Origin of the sequence: Mesorhizobium sp. B1-1-8, from assembly GCF_006442795.2 — a bacterium.
Classification (GTDB): domain Bacteria; phylum Pseudomonadota; class Alphaproteobacteria; order Rhizobiales; family Rhizobiaceae; genus Mesorhizobium.
Map to the genome: position 1 here is coordinate 2,995,900 of NZ_CP083956.1, position 20,017 is coordinate 3,015,916.

The 20,017-nt window shown below is 64.1% G+C and carries 18 protein-coding genes; 14 read left to right on the forward strand and 4 right to left on the reverse strand.

The annotated features are described in order from the left end of the window. The first annotated feature begins 10 nt into the window (after window positions 1–10). The 3 genes from FJ974_RS14535 (at window position 11) to FJ974_RS14545 (ending at window position 4,065) form a co-directional block, all read left to right on the forward strand. Complete coding sequence (locus FJ974_RS14535; protein WP_140534424.1) at window positions 11–1,240, forward strand: OmpP1/FadL family transporter; 1,230 nt, start codon at window positions 11–13, stop codon at window positions 1,238–1,240. Between the two features lie 289 nt (window positions 1,241–1,529). Further along, on the forward strand, window positions 1,530–3,254 hold the full coding sequence (ilvD, locus tag FJ974_RS14540) for a dihydroxy-acid dehydratase (protein WP_140534422.1): 1,725 nt from the start codon (window positions 1,530–1,532) through the stop codon (window positions 3,252–3,254). Beyond that, entirely contained in the window at window positions 3,241–4,065 is an 825-nt protein-coding gene (locus FJ974_RS14545) for a tetratricopeptide repeat protein (RefSeq protein ID WP_140534421.1), read from the forward strand. Before ilvD ends, FJ974_RS14545 begins: the two co-directional genes overlap by 14 nt. Before the next feature lie 12 nt (window positions 4,066–4,077). Here the strand turns inward: FJ974_RS14545 and FJ974_RS14550 are convergent, their stop codons facing one another. From FJ974_RS14550 to erpA, 4 genes are all read right to left on the reverse strand, one after another. Continuing rightward, the gene (locus FJ974_RS14550) at window positions 4,078–4,368 is read right to left on the reverse strand and encodes a hypothetical protein (RefSeq protein ID WP_140534419.1); all 291 of its coding nucleotides are present in this window, start codon (window positions 4,366–4,368) and stop codon (window positions 4,078–4,080) included. Between the two features lie 82 nt (window positions 4,369–4,450). Further along, window positions 4,451–5,245 carry an exodeoxyribonuclease III gene (gene xth / locus FJ974_RS14555; RefSeq protein ID WP_140534417.1) on the reverse strand — a complete coding sequence of 265 codons (795 nt, stop codon included), beginning with the start codon at window positions 5,243–5,245 and terminating at the stop codon, window positions 4,451–4,453. Window positions 5,246–5,252: 7 nt separating this feature from the next. Next, window positions 5,253–5,645 carry a VOC family protein gene (locus FJ974_RS14560; protein ID WP_140534415.1) on the reverse strand — a complete coding sequence of 131 codons (393 nt, stop codon included), beginning with the start codon at window positions 5,643–5,645 and terminating at the stop codon, window positions 5,253–5,255. A 10-nt stretch (window positions 5,646–5,655) separates the two neighbouring features. Further along, window positions 5,656–6,003, reverse strand: a complete 348-nt coding sequence (gene erpA, locus FJ974_RS14565; RefSeq protein WP_140534413.1) for an iron-sulfur cluster insertion protein ErpA — start codon at window positions 6,001–6,003, stop codon at window positions 5,656–5,658. A gap of 69 nt (window positions 6,004–6,072) precedes the next feature. Between erpA and FJ974_RS14570 the strand changes: the two genes are divergently transcribed. The 11 genes from FJ974_RS14570 (at window position 6,073) to surE (ending at window position 20,010) form a co-directional block, all read left to right on the forward strand. Next, complete coding sequence (locus FJ974_RS14570; RefSeq protein WP_140534411.1) at window positions 6,073–7,290, forward strand: deoxyguanosinetriphosphate triphosphohydrolase; 1,218 nt, start codon at window positions 6,073–6,075, stop codon at window positions 7,288–7,290. Window positions 7,291–7,353: 63 nt separating this feature from the next. Next, window positions 7,354–9,111: an arginine--tRNA ligase gene (gene argS, locus FJ974_RS14575; protein WP_140534409.1), complete on the forward strand. Its 1,758-nt coding sequence runs from the start codon at window positions 7,354–7,356 to the stop codon at window positions 9,109–9,111. A 103-nt stretch (window positions 9,112–9,214) separates the two neighbouring features. Next, window positions 9,215–12,787 carry an SPOR domain-containing protein gene (locus tag FJ974_RS14580; protein WP_140534407.1) on the forward strand — a complete coding sequence of 1,191 codons (3,573 nt, stop codon included), beginning with the start codon at window positions 9,215–9,217 and terminating at the stop codon, window positions 12,785–12,787. Between the two features lie 134 nt (window positions 12,788–12,921). Next, window positions 12,922–13,941, forward strand: coding sequence for a beta-N-acetylhexosaminidase (nagZ, locus tag FJ974_RS14585; RefSeq protein ID WP_140534405.1), 1,020 nt, complete (start codon window positions 12,922–12,924; stop codon window positions 13,939–13,941). Window positions 13,942–14,002: 61 nt separating this feature from the next. Continuing rightward, window positions 14,003–14,803 carry a segregation and condensation protein A gene (locus FJ974_RS14590; RefSeq protein ID WP_140534449.1) on the forward strand — a complete coding sequence of 267 codons (801 nt, stop codon included), beginning with the start codon at window positions 14,003–14,005 and terminating at the stop codon, window positions 14,801–14,803. Beyond that, window positions 14,800–15,552 (forward strand): SMC-Scp complex subunit ScpB, encoded by a 753-nt coding sequence (gene scpB / locus FJ974_RS14595; protein WP_140534403.1) that lies wholly within the window; start codon window positions 14,800–14,802, stop codon window positions 15,550–15,552. The genes FJ974_RS14590 and scpB overlap by 4 nt, the downstream gene beginning before the upstream one ends. 183 nt (window positions 15,553–15,735) lie before the next feature. Continuing rightward, entirely contained in the window at window positions 15,736–15,957 is a 222-nt protein-coding gene (locus FJ974_RS14600) for a twin-arginine translocase TatA/TatE family subunit (protein ID WP_140534401.1), read from the forward strand. A 29-nt stretch (window positions 15,958–15,986) separates the two neighbouring features. After that, window positions 15,987–16,703 carry a Sec-independent protein translocase protein TatB gene (gene tatB / locus FJ974_RS14605; protein WP_140534400.1) on the forward strand — a complete coding sequence of 239 codons (717 nt, stop codon included), beginning with the start codon at window positions 15,987–15,989 and terminating at the stop codon, window positions 16,701–16,703. Next, window positions 16,700–17,575, forward strand: coding sequence for a twin-arginine translocase subunit TatC (gene tatC, locus FJ974_RS14610; RefSeq protein WP_140534398.1), 876 nt, complete (start codon window positions 16,700–16,702; stop codon window positions 17,573–17,575). Before tatB ends, tatC begins: the two co-directional genes overlap by 4 nt. Window positions 17,576–17,765: 190 nt before the next feature. Further along, window positions 17,766–19,247 (forward strand): serine--tRNA ligase, encoded by a 1,482-nt coding sequence (gene serS, locus FJ974_RS14615; protein WP_140534397.1) that lies wholly within the window; start codon window positions 17,766–17,768, stop codon window positions 19,245–19,247. Between the two features lie 4 nt (window positions 19,248–19,251). Then, a complete protein-coding gene (gene surE / locus FJ974_RS14620; protein ID WP_140534395.1) occupies window positions 19,252–20,010 on the forward strand; it encodes a 5'/3'-nucleotidase SurE in 759 nt (252 codons plus the stop codon). Window positions 20,011–20,017 lie beyond the last annotated feature (7 nt).

Genomic DNA, 20,017 nt, shown 5'->3' on the forward strand with positions numbered 1-20,017 from the left:
AGGGAAATCTATGGACGTTCTGCGGCTCAAAGCACTGCTGGGGGCAGGGTGCTTTTCGCTGGCACTGATCGGCGCGGCGATGCATCCGGCGCATGCCGGCGGCCTGGAGCGCGGCGGCTACGACATCGACCTTCTGTTCGATCCGGCGCCGTTCGCGACGGAAGCCGAAGCGACCTACGTGATGCCGGATCGCAAGTACAAGAACGCGCGTGGCCCTGGTGGCGCCGACCTCGGCTTTGGCACCTCAGCCAAGGGAGCCGAGGATTATTGGGTGCCGCGCATCGGCGTCAAAGCTCAGGTCGTCCAGGGCGTCGACTGCATGTTCGACTATTCGCAGCCTTGGGGCGCGCATACCGCACCCGGCGTGTGGAACGGCGCGTTTTCCAACATGGAAACCGACATCAAGAGCGACAACTACGCGGCAACCTGTTCCTACAAGATGGATGCCGGCAAGGGTCAACTCCGCTTTATCGGCGGTGTCTTCTATCAGAAAGTGTACGGTTTCAAGGAAGACCTGGTGTCACCGTTTGTACCCGACTTCGGGGGTACTGGTCGTGTCGATCTGACGAGCAATGGCTGGGGCTGGCGCGCCGGCATTGCCTATGAAATCCCGGACATCGCCCTGCGCGCTAGCCTGGTCTACAATTCGAAGGTCAAGCTCGACAACATCGAGGGCACGCTGGACTTGACGAACGTTGGCCTAGGTACGATCCCGATCTACGGCTCGACGCAGTACATGCCGGATGTGGTGGAACTGAAATTGCAATCCGGCATCGCACCCGGCTGGCTTGCCTTCGGTTCGATCAAGTGGGTCAACTGGAGCACGCTGCAGAGCGTGCCGATCTGCCCGAAAGGCGTTCCGACTTCGCTTTGCTTCAGCAACTCGCCGGCAGAAGTGACTTCGCTCGACCTGATGTATCGTGACGGCTGGACTGTCTCGGGTGGCGTCGGCCACAAGTTCAACGACCAGTGGAGCGCTGCGGGACAGCTTTCTTGGGACCGTGGCACCTCGCATGGTTATGGCGCGCAAACCGATACGTGGACCGTCGGCGGCGGGGTCGCTTATACACCCCAGCCCAACATTGAGGTTCGCTTGGCGGGTGCAATCGGCGTGATGACCAGCGGTCATTCCGGTACATTGATTGGCCCGAATGGCAAAATCATTGGCGACGACGCCAGTTACGATTTCGGCAACGACTTGGTCACGGCGATCTCGGGCGGCGTCAAGATCAAGTTCTAAGTTTCTGAAAATTCGAGAAAAAGGCCGGGCAGCGCCCGGCCTTTTTCTGTCCAGCCGATGCTTCAAGCCGATCTCTCAGCGCGATGTTCCAGATTCGCCGCACGATCGGTGCCCCTCACGATTGTGACGTTTTGGCAACAGTTTATGAACAACCCCTGCGCTAAAAGTCAGGTCGGGAGGACTGCCCATTTCCCGCCATAAACCCGGCGCACCTCGAATTGTCTCGGGAGGCGCGCGCCAGCAAGGCTCGGCGATGAGGCAGGCCGCGGGGTGTGCGGCAAGGACGAGTATGGACGCCAGAGTAATCTCCAAGGCCAAGCTGCCCAGCCGCCACGTGACCGTCGGCCCGGCGCGTGCGCCGCATCGCTCGTATCTTTACGCCATGGGACTGTCGGCGGCCGAGATCGCGCAGCCGCTGGTCGGCGTCGCCAGCTGCTGGAACGAGGCCGCTCCCTGCAACATCTCGCTGATGCGCCAGGCGCAAGTGGTCAAGAAGGGCGTCGCCGCCGCCAACGGCACGCCGCGCGAATTCTGCACCATCACCGTCACCGACGGCATCGCCATGGGCCACCAAGGCATGAAATCGTCGCTGGTGTCGCGCGAGGTCATTGCCGATTCGGTAGAGCTCACCATGCGCGGTCATTGCTACGATGCGCTGGTCGGGCTTGCCGGCTGCGACAAGTCGCTGCCCGGCATGATGATGGCGATGGTGCGGCTCAACGTGCCTTCGATCTTCATCTATGGCGGCTCGATCCTGCCCGGCAGCTATCGCGGCCGGCAGATCACCGTGCAGGATGTGTTCGAAGCCGTCGGCCAGCATTCGGTCGGCACGATCGGCGACGCCGAACTGCTCGAGATCGAGCAGGCAGCATGCCCGTCGGCGGGCTCCTGCGGCGCCCAGTTCACCGCCAACACCATGGCCACCGTCGCCGAGGCAATCGGCCTGGCCTTGCCCTATTCCTGCGGCGCGCCGGCGCCCTACGAGATGCGCGACCGTTTCAATTTCGCCTCCGGCGAAAAGATCATGGAACTGATCGCAAAGAACATCCGGCCGCGCGACATCGTCACGCTGAAGGCCCTGGAGAATGCGGCCACCGTCGTGTCCGCCACCGGCGGCTCGACCAATGCCGCGCTGCATCTGCCGGCGATCGCGCATGAGGCCGGCATCAAGTTCGACCTCTTCGACGTGGCGGCGATCTTCGAGAAGACGCCCTATATCGCCGACCTCAAGCCGGGCGGCAAATATGTCGCCAAGGACATGTTCGAGGCCGGCGGCATTCCGCTCTTGATGAAGACGCTGCTCGACCACGGCTATCTGCACGGCGATTGCCTGACGGTTACCGGCCGCACTTTGGCCGAAAATATGGAGCATGTTGCCTGGAATGACAGCCAGGATGTCGTGCGTCCCGCCAACCGGCCAATCACCAGGACAGGCGGCGTTGTGGGCTTGAAGGGAAACCTTGCCCCGGAAGGCGCGATCGTGAAGGTCGCGGGCATGTCGGAACTGAAATTCTCCGGTCCGGCGCGCTGCTTCGATTCGGAAGAGGAGTGCTTCGAGGCAGTCACGCAACGCAACTACGAGGAAGGCGAGGTTCTCGTCATCCGCTACGAGGGCCCGCGCGGCGGCCCCGGCATGCGCGAGATGCTGTCGACGACGGCGGCACTCTACGGTCAGGGCATGGGCGGCAAGGTGGCGCTGATCACGGACGGGCGCTTTTCGGGCGCCACCCGTGGCTTCTGCATCGGCCATGTCGGACCCGAGGCGGCCGTCGGCGGGCCGATCGGACTGATCAAAAATGGCGACGTGATCTCGATCGATGCCACGAAGGGCACGATCGAGGTGGCGCTGTCGGACGCCGAACTGGCGGCGAGGGCAAAGAAATGGAAGGCGCGCGAGACCGATTATCAGTCCGGCGCCATCTGGAAATATGCGCAGACCGTGGGGTCGGCCCGCGACGGCGCGGTCACACATCCGGGCGGCGCCAAAGAAACGCACTGCTATGCGGACATTTGAGGTGTTGAGGTCGTCTGTCTTTTCGGCACTGGTCGCGATAGCGACCTTGGGCGCCGTCGGGCAGGCCATGGCCTTCGACGACAAGGTGTTCGACGACAAGACCGGCGTCAAGCCGCAGTCGAGCCCGTGGGCGGTGTTCCAGTTCGGCTTTTCGGCCTACAAGAACGGCCACAAGGACCAGGCGGTCGAGGCCTATAAATACGCCGCCGAAAACGGCCAGATCGGCGCGACGTGGAAGCTTGCGCGCATGTATGCCGAAGGCGACGGGGTGGCGCGCGACGACTACGAGGCGTTCAAGTTCTTCTCGGAGATCGTCGACCAGGATGTCGAGCCCGGCTCGCCGGAGGAAAGCTATGTCTCGGACGCGCTGGTGGCGCTTGGCGACTATCTGCGCAAGGGTATCCCTGGCAGCCCGGTCACCGAGAACGAGGTCGCGGCGCAGGAATATTATATGCGCGCCGCCGCCAACTACCGCAATCCGAACGCCCAGTTCGAGATCGGCCAGATGTTCTTGAAGGGCGAGGGCGGCGTCAAGGCCAGCGTCAAGCAGGCCGGGCGCTGGCTGCAGCTGGCCGCCGAGAAGGGCCATGCCGGCGCGCAGGCGACGCTCGGCAATCTCCTGTTCCAGAGCGGCAAGATCGTGCGCGGCCTGGCGATGATGACGGCGGCGCTCGAGCGGGCTCCGCCGGCCGACCAGCCCTGGATCCGCAGCATGCAGGAAGAGGCCTTTGCCGCCGCCGGCGAGGCCGACCGCCGCACGGCGATTTCGCTGGCCGACGATATCCTGACCAAGGGCGGCGGCGACCAGTAGAAGGCTTTGAGGTCAGTTCTCGGTCGGTTCCGTCGGCACCACGCCCGGCGCCGGCGTCGACGTCGACGTGGGATGGAGTTTTGGGGCTGCTCCAGGGCACCCATCCTCGATCTTCGTCCAGGACGTGTTGTTGAGGACCATGTCGCAGCGGGCGAGGTGGGTTTCACCGGCGAGCGTCAGGCACGCCGTCTCGCCGACCTTGAAGGACTTGCCGTTGGCAAGACACTCCGGCGCGGCGAGCGCCGGCGCCGCCGCGGCAAGCGTCCACAAAAGGCAGACCGGGTAAGCAACAAATCGTATCATCACGGCACCCCCTGACACGACGATAACGCACCAAACGTGCGATTTGTGGCGATATCAGGATTTGGCGAGCGCGCGACGCTTTTCAGACCGGCCGCAGCGCCAGATCGATGGCCACCGGCACATGGTCGGAGGGCTTTTCCCAGGCGCGCACATGCTTTTCGACAGAGGCGGAGGAAAAGCGGCTGGCTGCCTCCGGCGACAAAAGCAGATGGTCGATGCGGATGCCGTTGTTCTTCTGCCAGGCGCCGGCCTGATAATCCCAGAAGGTATAGACATCGGGCGAGTCGGTGACGGCGCGTACCGCTTCGGTGAAGCCGAGGTTCTTCAGCCGGCGGAAGGCTTGCCGGGTCTGCGGCTGGAACAGCGCATCGCTTAGCCAGTTCTCGGGGAACCTGGCATCGGCGGGTTCGGGGATGACATTGTAGTCGCCGGCCAGCACCAGCGCTTCCTCAAGCCGCAGCCGTTCCTCCGCCCAGCGCTCCAGCCGCGCCATCCATGACAGCTTGTAGGAAAACTTCTTCTCGTCATCGATCGGATTGCCGTTCGGCAGATAGAGCGAGGCGACGCGCAGCGCGCCCTTGTCGGTCGAGAACACGCTTTCGATGAAGCGGGCGTGGTCATCCACCTCGTCGCCCGGCAGGCCGCGATTGACCTCGTCGAAGCGGAGTTTTGAGAGAATGGCGACGCCGTTGAAGCTCTTCTGGCCATTGGTCTCGACATTGTAGCCCAAGGCCTCGATCTCGGCGCGCGGGAACTGGTCGTCGAGCGTCTTGATCTCCTGCAGGCAGACGATATCCGGCGCGCTCTCGGTCAACCAGTGGGTGAGATTGCCGATGCGGGCGCGAACACCGTTGATGTTCCAGGTGACGATCTTCATGGGGACCTCAAGGCTGTTCCGGCGCAATGCGTTCGACCAGGCCGATCGTATTGCCTGCCGGGTCCTTTAGAAAGGCCATCCACTCGCTTTCCCCTGCCGGACCGAACTGGCCCTCGGTGTCGCGATGGACGAGCATTGGCGGTGCGGTGAAGGGAACGCCCGCCGCGTTCGCCTCGGCATGGAAGGCTTCGAGGCCGGAAATATCGAGATAGACGGTGCCGGCCGGCACGCCGTCGGTGAAGAGCAACCGCACGCCGCCGGCCATGATGAAGGCCATGCCCGGCGGATCGTAGCGCGCATGCACGCTCATGCCGAGCACGTCGCGCCAGAAGGCAAGCGTCGTGTCGAGATCGCGGCCGGCCGACAGCGCGACCTGGCGGACCGCGCCGACGACAGGCATAGCGTTTTCTTCAGATGGAGAAGCTGGTGCCGCAGCCGCAGGAGGCGACCGCGTTGGGGTTCCTGATCTGGAACGACTGGCCCATCAGGTCGTCGACGAAGTCGATTACCGAGCCGCCCATATAAACCAGCGACAGGTCGTCGATCAGGATAGTCGCGCCGTCCTTCTCAATGGCAACGTCGTCGTCGTTTGCCGCTTCGACCAGATCGAACTTATAGGAAAAGCCGGAGCAGCCGCCGCCCTCGACGGAAACGCGCAGCGCCGTCTTGCCGGGTTCGCCGGAAACGATCCTGGCGATCCGCTTCGCGGCGGCGTCGGTCATCTCGACCTTCATGGCAGTCTTGGCATCCGCGCCCATCGGCGTCACCTTGCTTTCGGTTTCATATGATAGGTATGAAGCGGACGGGGCCAAGTCAACTGGTGGTGAATGGGCAAGGATGCTCTCGGCGACATCGGATTCGGCTATCGGCCGCGCGCGCCCTATGCCAGCGACCCGGCGCAGTCGCGCGGCCGCCTGTTTCCCGAGGCCGAAAGCCCGACCCGTACGCCATTCCAGCGCGACCGCGATCGCATCATCCACTCCACCGCCTTTCGCCGGCTGAAGCACAAGACGCAGGTGTTCGTCGCGCATGAGGGCGATCATTACCGCACGCGGCTGACGCATTCGATCGAGGTGGCGCAGATCGCCCGCGCCTTGGCCCGCGCGCTGCGGGGCGATGAGGATCTCGCCGAAGCGGTGGCGCTGGTGCATGATTTCGGCCACACGCCCTTCGGCCATACCGGCGAGGAGGCGCTGAATGACAAGATGGCCGCCTGGGGCGGCTTCGACCACAACGCGCAATCGCTGCGCGTGGTAACGCGACTCGAGCGACGTTATGCCGAATTCGACGGACTGAACCTCACCTGGGAGACGCTGGAAGGATTGGTCAAGCACAACGGGCCGCTGACCGATGCCGGCGGCAAGGGTCTCAAGGGGCCGGTACCGCAAGCGATCCGCGACTATTCGGAGCTGCACGACCTCGAACTCAACCGCTTCGCCGGCATCGAGGCGCAGTGTGCTGCGATCGCCGACGACATTGCCTACAACACCCATGACATCGACGACGGCCTGCGCGCCGGCTTCCTGACGCTGGATATGCTGGACGAGGTCGGCTTGCCGGGCTCGATCCTGAAAGGCGTGCGCGCGCGCTATCCGGCCCTCGATGACGTACGCACCGGCCATGAACTGATGCGCCGGCAGATCACCTTGATGGTCGAGGACGTCATCACATCGACCTCCGCCAACATCGAGCGCCTCAAGCCGCAGAGCGCCGATGCGGTCAGAGCGGCGGGCGAGACGCTGGTGACATTCTCCGACGGCATGGCGGCGGGCGAGAAGGAACTGAAGGCATTCCTCTACAAGCATCTTTACCGGCACAGCGAAGTGATGCGGGTGCGCGCCGATGCCGAGCAGATCGTCCGCGACCTGTTCGATGCCTATTTCGCCGATCCGCGCGCCATGCCGGACGGCTGGCGCGAAGGCCTCGATAGGGCGCAAGACCGCATCAAGGCGCGCAGCGTCGCCGATTTCCTGGCCGGCATGACCGACACCTACGCCCTCAAGGAGCACCGGCGATTGTTTGACCATACGCCGGATTTGAGCTAGGGCGGGCACGATTTTGCCGGCCAGGCAGCCGGTCACTCCTTTAAAGCCGCCAGAGCATATCCAATGAACATCTTCGCCGATTTCAACGCGCGAATCACAAAAGCCGTCGAAGCCCTTGATCTGAAAGACAAGGAGGGCGGCTCGCCGGACCTGTCGCGCATTGCGGTGGAGCCGCCGCGCGACGCAAGCCACGGCGACCTTGCGACCAATGCGGCGATGGTGCTGGCCAAGCCGACCGGCCAGAACCCGCGTGTGCTCGCCGAGAGGCTGGCCGAGGCGCTGCGCGCCGATGCCGATGTCGCCTCGGCCGATGTCGCCGGGCCGGGTTTCGTCAATCTGAGGCTGAAGGATGGGTTCTGGCAGGCGCATCTGGCAGCACTTCTCGGCGAAGGCCGCGACTACGGCCGCTCCAAGGTGGGCGGCGGCCGCAAGGCCAATGTCGAATATGTCTCGGCCAATCCGACCGGCCCGATGCATGTCGGCCATTGCCGCGGCGCCGTCGTCGGCGACACGCTCGCCAATCTGATGGCTTTCGCCGGCTACGATGTGACCAAGGAATATGTCATCAACGATGCCGGCTCGCAGATCGACGTGCTCGGCCGCTCGGCCATGCTGCGCTATCGCGAAGCGCTCGGCGAAAACGTCGGCGAGATCCCGGCCGGTCTCTATCCGGGCGACTATCTGGTCCCTGTCGGCCAAGCGCTGGCCGAGGAGTTCGGCCTCGGCCTGCTGGAGATGCCCGAAGAGGAAGCGCTGGCGATCGTCAAGCACCGGACGGTCGACGCGATGATGGCGATGATCCGCGAGGACTTGGCGCTGCTCAACGTGCATCACGACGTGTTCTTCTCGGAGCGCACGCTGCATGCCGACAACGCCAAGAAGATCCGAGCGGCCATCGCCGACCTGACCCTCAAAGGGCATATCTACAAGGGCAAGCTGCCGCCGCCGAAGGGCGAGAAGCCCGACGACTGGGAAGATCGTGAGCAGACGCTGTTCCGCTCCACCGCCGTCGGCGACGACATGGACCGGGCGCTGGTCAAGTCGGACGGCTCCTTCACCTATTTCGCGGCCGACGTCGCCTACCTCAAGGACAAGGTCGAGCGCGGCTTCGTAGACCTGATCTATGTGCTCGGCGCCGACCATGGCGGCTACGTCAAGCGGCTGGAGGCGCTGGCGCGCGCGGTTGCCGGGGACGAGGTCAGGCTGACGGTTCTGCTTTGCCAATTGGTCAAGCTGTTTCGCGGCGGCGAGCCGGTCCGGATGTCAAAACGGTCAGGCGATTTCATCACCCTGCGCGAAGTGGTGGAGGAGGTCGGTCGCGATCCGATCCGCTTCATGATGCTCTTCCGCAAGAACGACGCGCCGCTCGATTTCGACTTCGCCAAGGTGACCGAGCAGTCCAAGGACAATCCGGTGTTCTATGTCCAGTACGCCTCGGCGCGCTGCCATTCGGTGTTCCGGCAGGCGAGCGAACAACTGGGCGAGGCAATTTTCGACCGCAACCGGCTGGCTGCCTCGGCCGCCTCGCTGACCGATGAGGGCGAGATCGGCCTGATCCGGAAGCTGGCTGAATACCCACGGCTGATCGAATCCGCGGCGCTTTCGCTGGAGCCGCACAGGCTTGCCTTTTACCTCTACGATCTGGCGTCCAGCTTCCACGCACATTGGAATCGGGGCACTGACAACCCTGACTTACGTTTTGTTAAGGTTAACGACCGACAATTGACGTATGCCAGACTAGGGCTGGTGCAGGCTGTTTCGGATGTTTTGACCTCCGGCCTGACGCTGATCGGGGCAGACGCGCCCACCGAAATGCGTTAGGTTTGACTAAAAAACCTGTCACCTTTTGCCCACATTGCGCTGGTAAGGGCCAACCCTGCGCGACGTCCATGGCGTCCGAATGTGTGCGAGTTCGGGAACAATAATGGCAGACAGAACCCAGCTGAAAGTAGCCGACCACAACGACATCGCCGCCGATGACCCGTTCGCGGAGCTGACCAGGATCATGGGTTTCGACCCGCGCCAGCCGGTGAGGCCGCAGGCGCCCGCGGTCGAAAAGGCTGCGCCGGCAAACCAGGTTGCGGACGAAGCCGACTTCGACATCGACCTTGAAAAGGAGCTGATGGGGGAGTTCGGCGCTGCCGATGACAGCGCGCTTGCCGCGTTCGAACCTGCCAGGCAAGAGCCGGCTTTCGAAACCGTCAGGCAAGAGCCGGCTTCCGAAACCGTCAGTGCCCCTGCCAGCGAGGACGAGTTCGCCGCCTCCTTCGAACAGGATTTTATCTTCGACGATGCGGCGGATCACGCCGACAGTCACTTCGCGCCAGTCCGAGCGCCGGAGCCGGCCGCCGATATCGCCTTCGACGATGATTTCGACAAGGCGGTCGCCGGCTCGCTGGATGTCTCGCCGCTGGAAGACGATTTTTCCATCGACGACGAAATGGCCGCTTCGCTGGATGAGGGCTTCCGGCTTGATCGGCATGTGCCCGAGCTTGATCAGCATGTGGGCGGCAACGCCGATGACGCCGTCGGGGCCGCACCGGTGACCGAGGCAGCCTTCGATGCCGATTTCGACAATGCCGTCCAGATGTCGCTCGAGGACGAACTGGCCTTCGACGATCATATGCCGGAGCAGCCGCCCGAGGTCGCCGAAGCCCGGCCGGCCGAGGTCCATGCTGCAGCCGAACAGCAGACTTTGGACGAAGATTTTGCCGGCCATTTCGACGAAGCGCTGGCCGATGTCGACATGGATCTCAGCCAGCATCAGGATTTGTCCCCGGAAGACTTGCCGCAGGAAGACTTGCCGCGGGAAGACTTGGCCCTTCAAGGAAATTTGGCCCGTCAAGAAGATTTGACCGTTGAGGAAGACTTTGTCGGTGAAGACAATGTTGGCCAGGAACCGGAACTGCCATCCGACGATGAGCAGGCACCGGTCGTGGAAGCGCCCGCCGAGGCGGCGCATTTCGCTGCCGAACCCGACGCCGATCCGGAACCCGTGACCGGCCAGGCCTTCGAAGACGATTTCGAACTCGACTTCAGTCAGGCGCTGAGCGAGGAGCCCGAGGTCCGTGTTGCGGCTGCAGCCGCTGAGGCGCAACCCTCGTTCACGGCGCCCGCAGTCCCGGCATTCACAGCTCCCGCGGCCCCGGCACCGGTTCCGCCGGTTGCCGCTGTCGAGCCGGCAAAGCCCGCCGCCAGCGAGCGGAGCCTGGAAGACGAACTCAATGCGCTGCTCGGCGCCATGACCGCGCGGCCGATTGCGGCCGCCAGGGAAGTCGCCGCTCCGGTCGCCAGGGAAGCAGTTGCTCCGGTCGCCAGGGAAGTCGTTGCGACGCCGCAGCCGGTTGCTCAGCCCGCGAGTTACGGCCAGAAGGTCGAGCAGAAGATCGAGCCGGCTGACAACCTCGACTGGGATCTCGACGAAGACAACCAGGCGCGGAACGAGCAGGCCGCGGAAGACGCCGACCTCGACGCGCTGCTTGCCGGCGAGCTCGACCGGCAGGATTTCGGTGCGGCACACGGAACGGAAAGTGCCGAGCCGAGCATCGATTTCGATGACGAGGCTTTCGACGCCGCCTTTGCCAAGGGCATCGAAGCGGATCAGCACGCGCCTGTCGCAACGGCTGCCGACGTTCCGGCAAGAAGCCCGGTCAATTCGGCCGACTGGCGGCAATCCGTGCCCGCCGAGCCGGTGCGGTCGTCGTGGAGCCGGGTGACTCCGGTCGCCGCGCCTTCGCAGGCTTCGTTTGCCGTGCAGCCGGCGGCCTCGGCGCCGCAGATGTCGGCTCCTGCCTATCGCGACGAGCCGGCCAACGACTATTCCGCCTATGCAAAGCCGGCCCAGGCGCCGCAGCCTCGCCGTTACGATGACGTGCCAGAGGTCGAGACGGTCGATGTGCCGGAGCGCGTGGTGGCGCTTGCCGACGATCTCGACATACCGGAGCTCAACTTCGAGGAAGATCAGCCGGCGGCACCCGCCTATGACGATCTCGATGCCGAGTTTGCGGGCCTGCTCAATGACATGAATGCGACCGAAATCGCTCCGGCGCCCGTGCAAGGCCGGGGCTACAGTGACGATTCCTACAATACCGGGTTCAAGGTCGGCTACGATCGTCGCGAGTTGCGCGCCGAAACGCCTGCCGCCCCCGCAGCCGCTTCGTATGCGATGGCCGCCAACGACTTCGACGTCGACAATCTGCCCGGCAACCAGCCGGTTTCGCAGGCGGACGATTTTGCCGTCGACGAGCTCGATTACGATCCGGAGCTCGACGAGGCGATGACCGTGCCCGGCCTCGCCGAGCATGAGGCGGCGAAGCCGCGCCGCCGCGGCCTGATGATCGCAGCCCTTGTCGGCGCCGTGGTGATTGCCGGCGGCCTTGGTGCTCTTGCCTTCTCGTTCGGCGGCAAGGGCGGCAGCGCAGCGCCGGTGATCGTCAAGGCCGACAACGCGCCGATCAAGGTCAAGCCGGAAAATCCCGGCGGCACGGTGGTGCCGAACCAGGACAACAAGGTCTATGACGCGGTGGCCAAGGGCACCAAGCCGGCCGAGCCGGTGCAGCAGAAGCTGGTGACCAACACCGAGGAGCCGGTCGACCTGGCGTCCAAGGAGCCGCCGCAGAGCCGCGTCGTCGACCTGTCGCCGGACGATACCGACACTGCCCCGGGCACCGACGCCGCGGGCAATCCGGACGCCGCGGCGCCCGGCAGCACTCAGGCGGCCGCGCCTGAGAGCGCTCAGCCGGCCGCCCCGGCGCCGAAATCGGAAGATCGCATCGCCCAGGTCCTGCAGGAAGCCGACAAGGCGACCAATACCGATGTCGTCGCCGTGGCGCCTCGCAAGGTGAAGACCATGATGGTTAAGCCCGACGGCTCGCTGGTTCCGCGCGAGGATCCGGCACCGGCTGCCGCGCCGGCGGTTGCGGCGGCCGAGCCGGCCGACCCGGCACCGCAGCACGTCGCATCGGCGGCACAGCCCGTCGCCGCGCAGACAGGCACGGTAACGGAGGCAACCGACCAGCCGGCCGATCAGGCCGACGCCGGCCAAAGCGAGACGGCCAAGCCGACGCCCGCGGCGAAGCCCGCCGCTGCGCCAAAACCCGCAGCTGCACAGAAAGTCGAAGCCAAGGTCCAGTCCGCCAGCACACCGGCGATGGTGCCGGTGGCGCCGCAGCGCCCGTCCGACCAGCCGGTCGACGTGGTCGGCGAGGTCAAGCCGGATCAGGTCGCCTCCATCGACCCGGCAGCGGCCGGCGGCGGTTCGTGGTCGATGCAGATCGCCTCGCAGCCGACGGTGGAAAGCGCCCAGTCGACCTACCAGGATCTGCAGCGCCGCTATGGCAGCGTGCTTTCCGGCCGCACGGCCAGCATCGTCAAGGCCGAGATCGCCGGCAAGGGCACCTTCTACCGCGTCCGCGTTCCGGCCCAGTCGCGCAACGATGCGATCAATCTGTGCACCAGTTACAAGGCAGCAGGGGGCAACTGCTTCGTGTCGCGCTGATCCGCTCGAACCAACCAGAAGCCGGCGCCGCCGCGAGGTCGCGCCGGCTTTTCGTTGTGGACGGTTTTCAGCAAAGGATCGCCTGCGGGCAGGGGTGATTCCCTTTGCTGGCCTGAAGCCCTAAGCTTCGATTCATGACCGAATCAAAATCCATGATCCTCGGCTGCGCCGGGAAAGCACTCACGCCAGAGGAAATCCGCTTCTATCGCGGCGAACGTCCCTGGGGCTTCATCCTGTTTGCCCGCAACATCGGCGAGACCGAGCAGATCCGCGATCTTGTGGCGTCGATGCGCGATTGCGTCGGACGCCCGGATGCGCCGGTCTTCATCGATCAGGAAGGCGGCCGGGTGCAGCGGCTGCGGCCGCCGCTGGCGCCGAACTATCCGGCCGGCGGCGCGCTCGGCGCGCTGTGGCGAAACGACCGCGAGGCCGGCCGGCGCGCTGCCTGGCTGATGGCGCGGCTGCATGCCTTCGATCTCCTGCGCCACGGCATCACGGCCGATTGCCTGCCGGTGCTCGACGTTCCGGTCGAAGGCGCCAGCGACGTCATCGGCGCGCGCGCCTATGGCAAGGAGCCCGAGCCGGTCATCGAGCTTGGCCGGGCCTCGGCCGAGGGCCTGATGTCGGGCGGCGTGCTGCCGGTCATGAAGCATATTCCCGGCCATGGCCGCGCCTTTGCCGACACGCATTTCGCGCTGCCGACGGTGGACACGCCGCTGGCCGAATTGCGCAAGCATGATTTCGCCCCGTTCAAGGCGCTCAATCGATTGCCCATGGCGATGACGGCGCATGTCGTCTACAGCGCCGTCGACCCGGACAATCCGGCGACCACCTCGGCCAGGGTGGTCAACGAGGTGATCCGGGGCGAGATCGGCTTCGACGGGCTGTTGATGAGCGACGACACGTCGATGAAGGCACTTTCTGGGGATTTCCCGACAAAGGCAGCGGCAATCCTTGCGGCCGGCTGCGATCTCGTCCTTCACTGCAACGGCGTTTTCGAGGAAATGTCGGGGATCGCGTCGCGCACGACGGCGCTCGAAGGCAAGTCCCTGGCGAGAGCGGAGCGGGCGCTGACCTATGTAAAGGGCCGCGACGTCGCCGAGGAAACGGCGATACGCGCCGAATTCGCCACCTATTTCGAAGCGGTGGCCTGAACCGAAGGAAAGCAGGGCAGTGGCGGAGACATTGGACAGTAAGGCCGCAAAGGCCGCACCGATGGACCGTCTGTGGGCCGAGAACGACGATTCACGCCTCACCGGCGACCCGTCGCTGGTGGTCGACGTCGCCGGTTTCGAAGGGCCGCTGGACCTGCTTCTGCATCTGGCGCGCAACCAGAAGGTCGACCTGGCGCGCATCTCCATTCTGGCGCTGGCCGAGCAATATCTGGCCTTTATCGAGAAGGTGAGGGCGTTGAGACTGGAGCTTGCCGCCGATTATCTGGTGATGGCGGCGTGGCTTGCCTTCCTCAAGTCGAAGCTTTTGATCCCGAAGCAGCCTGGCGAAGAGGGCGAGAGCGGCGAAGAGCTGGCGGCGGTGCTGCAGTTCCGGCTGAAGCGGCTGGAAGCGATGCGCGACGCCGCGGCACGGCTGGTCAACCGCAACCGGCTCGGCCGCGACGTCTTTGCGCGCGGCATGCCGGAAATGGTCATTGTCGAGAAGCGCAATGCATATTCGGCCTCACTGTACGACCTGTTGACCGCCTATGCGCAACAGCGCCAGCGGCAGGTCATCAACAATGTGACGATCGCCAGGCGCGCGGTGTGGTCGCTGAAGGATGCCCGCGACGTGCTGGCACGGCTGGTCGGGACGCTGAGCGACTGGACCGCGCTCGACGGTTTCCTGATCGAATATCTGGCGGCGCCGGAAGAGAAGCGCACGGCGGTCGCCAGTTCTTTTGCGGCAACGCTTGAAATGGTGCGCGAGGGCACATTGGAAATGCGGCAGGAGCAGGTGTTCGCGCCGCTTTACCTGCGCGGCCGCGCGCAAAAGGCAAGGGCAATCGAGGTGGTATCATGAGCGAACGCGCCAACGCTTCGGTCATCCCGTTCAAAATTGAGGAACCCGAGGACGAGATGGTCGAACAGGGCTCCCTCGAGAATCCTGCCGAGCGGCTGCAATTGTCGGAGGCGGTGCGCATGGCCGAGGCGATTATCTTTGCCAGCGCCGAGCCGGTCAGCGAAAGGCAGCTGGCGGCGCGCCTGCCCGAAGGCGTCAACATTGCCGCGGCAATGGCCGACCTGCAGGAAATCTATGCCAGGCGCGGCGTCAACCTGGTGCGTGTCGGCGACGCCTGGGCGTTCCGCACCGCCTGCGACCTCGCCTTCCTGATGAGCCGCGACACCGTGCAGCAGCGGAAGCTGTCGCGCGCGGCGCTCGAGGTGCTGGCGATCATCGCCTACCACCAACCGGTAACGCGCGCCGAGATCGAGGACATCAGAGGCGTCGAAACCTCGAAGGGCACGCTGGACACGCTATTGGAAACGGAATGGGTGAGAATGCGCGGCCGGCGCCGCACGCCTGGCCGGCCGGTGACCTATGGCACCACCGACGCCTTCCTCGACCATTTCGCGCTGGAGGAGATTCGCGATCTGCCCGGCATGGAGGAGTTGAAGGGCGCCGGGCTTTTGTCGACGCGCATGCCGTCCAACTTCTCGATGCCGGTGCCGCCGGCCGATCCCGATGCGCTTGCGGAAGACGAGGATGCGCTGACCGATATCGACCTCGAAGAGCTCGGATTGTTGACGCCCCGCGTTACGGAAGATTGACCGCAAAAAAGCCGCTCTTGGGTGGTCCACCGCGAAGGCTGCGCGGATTCGTAGCAAGCCGGTGCCGCCGAAAGTGCGTGACATCCGCCAGCCCGTTCACCAACTTTGTTGCGGTTGTGTTTGAATCCCAAGGCGAAAACGCATAGATCAACGCTAGGGAAAAACGTTCGAGAGAGATTTGCAATGGGTTCACTATCGATATGGCACTGGCTGATCGTGCTGGTCATCGTGCTGCTGGTGTTTGGCCGCGGTAAGATTCCGGAGCTGATGGGCGACATGGCCAAGGGCATCAAGAGCTTCAAGAAGGGCATGGCCGACGACGACGCCGCCGACGACAAGCGTACCGTCGAGCATCGTGCGGACGAGACTGTTTCGGCAGTGAAGGAAAAGGCCAGCAAGAGCTGAGCCCAAGGTTCTAGTCGGAACAAATAGCCATGTTTGAAGTCGGCTGGACCGAGATGCTGGTGATCGCGATCGTCATGATCGTGGTCGTCGGGCCGAAGGATTTGCCCAACATGCTGCGCACGTTCGGCCGCACCACGGCGAAGCTGCGCGCCATGGCGGCCGACTTTCAGAAACAGTTCAATGAGGCGCTGAAGGAAGCCGAGCTTGACGACGTCAAGAAGTCGGTGGACGCGCTGAGAGGCCTCGACCCGGCGAGCGAGATCCGCAGGCAGCTCAATCCATTCGAACAGGCTGCGGCCGATGTCCGCGCCGGCGTCGATACGATGATGAAGCCGAAGCCGGCCGCGGACCCCGCCGCGCCTGCTGCATCGGAGCCGCAAGCCGGCGAGCCGCTCAAGAATGGCGCAACGGATATGCCTGGCGTCAACGGGACGGAGGCGGTTCCGGCCGCGCCGACCTTTCCGGCCATGACCGATGCATCGGTGACTGCGGCCGCTCCAGAGGCAGCCGCGCCTGCCCAGCCGGTGAAGAAAGCCGCAACATCCAGAACGAAGACCGCTGGTGCGGCGGCGAAAACAGCATCGTCCAAGGCGCCGGCCGCCAAAGCCGCGGCAAAGCCTTCGCAGGCCGCCACGAAAGCCGCAGTGCCCAGCAGGAAGGCTGCGCCCGAAGCCAAACCCGCCGCCGTGAACAAGCCGGCTGCGAAAAAGGCCGAAGCCAAGAAGACGGCGGGAGCGCCCAAGTGAGCGTTTCGGATACGGAAAAGGACGAGATCGAGAAATCGTCGGCGCCGCTGATCGAGCATCTCATCGAATTGCGCCGGCGCCTGATCTGGTCGCTGGGCGGCTTCTTCGTCGCTTTCCTCGTCTGCTTTTTCTTCGCCAAGCGCCTGTTCAACTTGCTGGTCGTGCCGTTCAAATGGGCGACGCAATGGGCAGGGCTCGACCCGCACAAGGTCGAGCTGATCTATACCGCGCCGCAGGAGTTCTTCTTCACTCAGGTGAAGCTGGCGATGTTCGGCGGCATGGTCGTCGCCTTTCCGTTGATCGCCACGCAGATCTACAAGTTCATCGCGCCTGGCCTCTACAAGAACGAGCGCAATGCCTTCCTGCCGTTCCTGATCGCGTCGCCCATTCTGTTTCTGATGGGCGCCTCGCTGGTCTATTTCTTCTTCACGCCGATGGTGATGTGGTTCTTCCTCGCCATGCAGCAGACCGGCACCAACGACCAGGTGCAGATCTCGCTCCTGCCGAAGGTGTCGGAATATCTCAGCCTGATCATGACGCTGATCTTCTCCTTCGGCCTGGTGTTCCAGTTGCCGGTGGTGACCAGCCTGATGACGCGCGTCGGCCTGCTGTCGTCGAGGGCGCTGGCCGAGAAGCGCAAATGGGCGATCGTCCTTTCCTTTGTCGTTGCCGCGGTGCTGACGCCGCCCGATCCACTGAGCCAGTGCGGCCTCGCCATCCCGACCATCCTCCTTTATGAGGTCGCCATCTGGTCCTCACGCCTGATCGAGCGCAGCCAGGAACGCGAGCGCGTTGCTCGCGAGAAGCAGGATGCGGATGAGAGCGTGGCGGAAAAAGTCCCCGACGAGCCTCCGACACAGGCAGCCTCGTAGGGCGTCGCGACGGAAAACGATAACCGCCGCCCGACCTCCATCTTGCATCGATCCTGGATGCGGTTTACGCCCTCTGGCCTGCAACGCATCGCCATCAAGCGATGCGTTTCAGTTTTCGTTTTGAGCATGTCGTTATCCCAAAACCGCTGCACACTTTTGGGCGACATGCTACCTTGGAGCGCTCAGAACCATGCTTGACATCAAATGGATTCGCGACAACCCGAAGGCTCTCGCCGACGCGCTGGTGAAGCGCTCGTGGCCGGCCGGGGACGCGCAGTCCACGGTCGATGACCTGATCGCCAGGGACGAAGCGCGGCGCGAGCATCTGACCGAGCTGCAGGTCAAGCAGGAGCGCCGCAATGCCGCCTCCAAGGAGATCGGCAACGCCATGCGCTCTGGCGATTCAGCGCTTGCCGAAAAGCTCAAGGCAGAGGTCGGCGAGATCAAGGCGTTCATCCAGAACGGCGAGGCGCGCGAGCGCGAGCTCGACAAGGCACTGAACGACGCGCTGGCAGTGCTGCCCAACGTGCCGCTCGACGACGTGCCGGTGGGCAAGGACGAGCACGACAATGTCGTCAAGCGCATCGTCGGCGAGGTGCCGACGCGTCCCAACTGGGTGAAGGAGCATTTCGAGATCGGCGAAGCGCTCGGCATGATGGATTTCGAGCGGGCGGCGAAGCTATCGGGCTCGCGCTTCACCGTGCTGAAGAGCCAGCTCGCCCGGATGGAGCGAGCGCTCGGCCAGTTCATGCTCGACCTGCACACGACCGAGCACGGCTATGAAGAGATCCAGCCGCCGCTGATGGTGCGCGACGAAATTTTGTATGGCACTGGGCAGTTACCGAAGTTCGAGGAAGATCTTTTCAAAACAGAAGGCGAAGCGCCCAAGGAGGGTTCTGTTCATTTAGGACCTGAAGATGGTGATCCTCGCGAGCTCAATCAGCTCTTCGATATGGTTTTCAGCCATCAGAAGCGCTCGGACATAACGGCACTCATTCACAAGATCTGGCACGACAATCCAAAGCGGCAGCGAGAAGTTGAGGAACATTTCTTAGGGAGGCGTTCTTTCTGGCTCATTCCCACCGCCGAAGTGCCACTGACCAACCTCGTGCGCGAGGAGATCACCGCGCACGAAAAGCTGCCGCTGCGCTACACGGCGCTGACGCCGTGCTTCCGCTCGGAAGCCGGCTCTGCCGGGCGCGACACGCGCGGCATGCTGCGCCAGCACCAGTTCTACAAGGTCGAGCTGGTTTCGATCACCGACCAGGAGAGCTCGCTGGCCGAGCATGAGCGCATGACGCAATGCGCCGAGGAGGTCTTGAGGCGGCTCGGCCTGCCGTTCCGCACGGTGACGCTGTGCACTGGCGACATGGGCTTTGGCGCGCGCAAGACCTATGACATCGAGGTCTGGCTGCCCGGCCAGAATGCTTATCGCGAGATCTCGTCCTGCTCGGTCTGCGGCGACTTCCAGGCCAGGCGCATGGATGCCCGCTACAAGGACAAGGACGGCAAGGGCAACCGCTTCGTCCACACGCTCAACGGTTCGGGCACCGCGGTGGGCCGCGCTCTTATTGCTGTCATCGAAAACTACCAGAATGAGGACGGCAGCGTAACCATTCCTGAAGTGCTGCGGCCTTACATGGGCGGTCTCGCCAAGATCGAATCGAAATGACTTCATGCGCATCCTGCTGACCAACGATGACGGCATCCACGCCGAAGGACTGGCGTCGCTCGAACGCATCGCCCGCACGCTGTCGGACGACATCTGGGTAGTCGCGCCGGAGCAGGACCAGTCCGGCTATGCGCATTCGCTGTCGATCTCGGAACCGCTCAGGCTGCGCAAGATCGGCGAGAGGCATTTTGCCGTGCGCGGCACGCCGACCGACTGCGTCATCATGGGCGCTAAAAAGATCCTGCCCGGGGCGCCCGACCTCATCCTGTCCGGCGTCAATTCCGGCGCCAACATCGCCGACGACGTCACCTATTCCGGCACCGTCGCCGGCGCCATGGAGGGCGCGCTGCTCGGCGTGCGCTCGATCGCGCTTAGCCAGGCCTATTCCTATGTCGGCGAGGACCGCGTCGTTCCTTATGAAACGACCGAGGCGCTGGCGCCGACGCTGCTTAAGAAGCTGGTGGCGGTGCCGCTTCCCGAGGGCGTTCTGCTCAACGTCAATTTCCCGAACTGCGCGCCCGATGAAATCGAAGGCACGGTCGTCACCTCGCAGGGCAAGCTGGTGCACAGCCTCTGGGTCGACGAGCGCCGGGACGGGCGCGGCCTGCCGTACTACTGGCTGCGCTTCGGCCGCGAGCCGGTCGAAGGCAGGAAAGGCACCGACCTTTACGCGCTGCACAACCGGCTGGTGTCGGTGACGCCGCTGCAGCTCGACCTCACCGCCCATGAACTCCGCGACCAGCTGACCAAGGCGTTGTTGTGAATAGGGT